The organism is Collinsella sp., from assembly GCF_052346665.1.
GTDB lineage: Bacteria > Actinomycetota > Coriobacteriia > Coriobacteriales > Coriobacteriaceae > Collinsella.
Genome location: NZ_DAWDUX010000020.1, coordinates 18,602 through 21,974, shown reverse-complemented (window position 1 = coordinate 21,974; position 3,373 = coordinate 18,602). Strand labels below are relative to the sequence as shown.

2 protein-coding genes and 1 pseudogene are annotated in these 3,373 nt (G+C 62.3%); all 3 read left to right on the top strand.

The features are described from left to right. Nucleotides 1-219, top strand: a pseudogene (locus ACT8II_RS05140) (hypothetical protein); the annotation flags it as partial. A 17-nt stretch (nt 220-236) separates the two neighbouring features. Then, entirely contained in the window at nt 237-1,229 is a 993-nt protein-coding gene (locus tag ACT8II_RS05135) for a GGGtGRT protein (RefSeq protein WP_443813199.1), read from the top strand. 356 nt (nt 1,230-1,585) lie between these two features. Beyond that, nucleotides 1,586-3,208, top strand: a complete 1,623-nt coding sequence (locus ACT8II_RS05130; RefSeq protein ID WP_443813198.1) for an FAD-dependent oxidoreductase — start codon at nt 1,586-1,588, stop codon at nt 3,206-3,208. The last annotated feature ends 165 nt before the right edge of the window (nt 3,209-3,373 follow it).

The following is a 3,373-nucleotide window of genomic DNA, read 5'->3' as shown; positions in this document are numbered from 1 at the left end:
ACCCGCATGGCCCTCAACGCCAACAACGAGATCATCGCGTTCGAGTTCATGAACCTCGGCAAGTTCACCGACGCCCTCAAGGCCGGCAAGACCCCCGAGGAGGCCATCGCCGGCGCCATGGGCCACTACGGCCAGTGGGAGAACGCCGCCAAGTACATCGACCCGCGCACCGACGAGGAGACCCACACGGTCGCCAACGTCTTCCCGGTTCACGAGTAGAAAGGGAGGGATAGAACATGGCTGTTACTTTCGAAGGTTACGAGCGCCGCGTTGAGAAGATCAACGCCTGCCTCGCCGAGAACGGCATCGCCTCCCTCGAGGAAGCCGAGCAGATCTGCCTCGACAAGGGCGTAAACGCCCGCGAGATCGTGCACGACACCCAGTCCATCGCATTCCAGAACGCCGAGTGGGCCTACACCCTTGGCTGCGCGCTGGCCATCAAGAAGGGCGCCAAGAGCGCTTCTGAGGCTGCCGCCATCATCGGTGAGGGCATCCAGGCCTTCACCGTTCCGGGCTCCGTCGCCGAGGGTCTGGGCCACGGTAACCTGGGCGCCATGCTCCTGTCCGACGACACCGAGTGCTTCGCATTCCTCGCCGGTCACGAGTCCTTCGCCGCCGCTGAGGGCGCCATCAAGCTGGCCCTCAACGCCAACAAGGCCCGCAAGACGCCGCTTCGCGTCATCCTGAATGGCCTGGGCAAGGACGCCGCCCAGATCATCGCCCGCATCAACGGCTTCACCTATGTGAAGACCCAGTTCGATTACTTCACGGGTGAGCTCAAGGTCGTCGAGACCATCCCCTACTCCGATGGTCCCCGTGCCGCCGTCAACTGCTACGGCGCCGACGACGTCCGCGAGGGCGTTGCCATCATGTGGCACGAGAACGTGGACATCTCCATCACCGGTAACTCCACCAACCCCACGCGCTTCCAGCACCCCACCGCGGGCACCTACAAGAAGGAGCGCCTCGAGGCCGGCAAGAAGTACTTCTCCGTGGCCTCCGGTGGCGGTACCGGCCGCACCCTGCACCCGGACAACATGGGCGCCGGCCCTGCCTCCTACGGCATGACCGACACCATGGGCCGTATGCACTCCGACGCCCAGTTCGCCGGCTCCTCCTCCGTGCCCGCGCACGTCGACATGATGGGCCTCATCGGCATGGGCAACAACCCCATGGTCGGTGCCACCGTCGCCTGCGCCGTCGCCGTGAACGCCGCTATCAACGAGTAGCATTCGCGCCGCGCGAGACGCACGCCAACGACTCGGCAATACGGGCCGTCACCTTCGGGTGGCGGCCCTTTTTCTTGGAGAGGATTCCAGGTGGAGGATGGAGGGTGGACAGGCGGACACGGCAACGGGCGCACCCGCCGATGTACGCGCGCGACAGCCCTCAGGCGCACGAGAGGCGCGTACGCATATATCTAAAATTCAGACGATCTCATGCAATATCCGACTAGATGACTCGTATGACAAACCGTCCGCGCAATAGCATCTGCCGCGTACCGACCCGCGCGTCCGAACGATACCGCGACCACGTACCCTAGTGAACGGCGCATCATCGGCCAATCCGCAGATAGGAGAACCCCATGGAACTCAAATGCGATGTCCTCGTCATCGGAGGCGGCATTGCAGGCATCAGCGCCGCAATCGAAGCCGCATCCCATGGCGCATCGGTGGCACTCGCCTGCGCCGGACCGCTATTCGGAGGATCGAGCTTCTACCCGGGCACATGGGGGCTCGGCCTCATCGGACCCGAATCCGATACCGACGAGGCGGATCTGATCGCATCCATCTTACGCGTTGGCTGCGGTGTCGCCGATGAGAGGCTCGTGGAGACGTTCGTACGGGGTATTCACCCGTCGATCGTCTGGCTCGAAGATGAGCTTGGCGTGAGGCTCAAACGTCCGGAGAGCGCCGAAAGCGCCCTTGAATCAACCTTTATACCCTGCTTCGACCATAAACACCGTTTGTGGCGTGGCATCACACGAAAGGAGTTCGAGGCTGCCGCAAAGCGCGCGTTCGAGGAACTCGGCATAGATGTCCTCGAACGATGCGAGCTGATGCGCCTCACCCGCGGCGAAGACGGAACGAGGGCGATTGTTGGTGCCATCCTCTACGACCGAAGGGCCCAGGAACTCTTCGGATGCATCGCCAACGCCGTCGTCCTCTCGACAGGTGGAACCGGAGGCCTATTCGAGCGAAGCCTCACCTCCCAAGACGTCCTAAGCTCCGCCCAGGGCATCGCCATGGATGCTGGCTGCTCCCTCGTCAACATTGAATTCATACAGATGATGCCCGGCTTGGTCTACCCCGCCCGCGGCATCGTCTTCAATGAGAAGACGTTTCGCTACGCCATGTTCGAGGACGAGAACAAACTGCTGCCCAGGGAGCCAGAGGACCTCGGCGCGCTCCTTGAGATGCGCTCCGGGCACGGACCCTTCACCTGCCGTCTTGACGACGCACTCGTGGACATGGCGATTGACGCTGCTGGCGACGAGGGGCTTTCTGTTCGCTATCGATTCCCGCATGAGGGAGCCCCCGAATTTGTGAGGACATTCGCCCAATGGATACAAGACGAGCTGGGCATCACTCCCGCGGATAACCTGCGCGTCGCCATGTACGCACACGCGGCAAACGGTGGGATACAGATCGATGAATGTGCCCAGACCGGCGTGCCCGGTCTCTATGCCTGCGGTGAGGTGACGGGAGGCATGCACGGGGCCGATCGCATTGGAGGGCTCTCGAGCGCCAATGGACTCGTGTTTGGAAGGATTGCCGGCACACAGGCAGCGAAGGCAGCTCAGCGCGTGAAATCCGGTGCCGCGATACGTCATGTCGCGACACGCGCCCTCGAGCTGGCGCTTCAAGACATCCGCATGACGGAAGTGCCCCTGGACGACATGGATGCTTCCCGCATTGCGGGGGACATGAAGCGCACGATGAGCGCGCACGCCATGATCCAGCGCACCGAGGCAGGTCTCGCAGATGCGCTGCGGGATATCGAGCAGTTACAGCGTGAGGCGCGTTTCCACGGAGCATGCCGCGACTGCGTCATCCCCCGTGACGCCTCACTCGCACGGGGAATTCGCATTTCCTCGCAGCTCAAGCTCGCTCACGCCATGCTAAGCGCCATGCGCGAACGACGTGAGAGCCTTGGGTCCCACTATCGACCCGATTATCCACCGCACATGCATCATCCGCGTGCCTGATCAACGTTGCTGCATCCCCCGGATTCAATGGGATGTAGCCGAACGCAATCGATTTGAGGAGCTAGAACACGCACATAAAGAAAAACTCCCTTGCGGGAGCATACATTCAATGGTGGGCGATCAGGGATTCGAACCCTGGACCTTGGGATTAAGAGTCCCCTGCTC

Coding starts and splice junctions, on each gene's coding strand:
- ACT8II_RS05130 (WP_443813198.1), top strand. CDS start 1,586: ATGGAACTCAAATGCGATGTCCTCGTCATCGGAGGCGGCATTGCAGGC.
- ACT8II_RS05135 (WP_443813199.1), top strand. CDS start 237: ATGGCTGTTACTTTCGAAGGTTACGAGCGCCGCGTTGAGAAGATCAAC.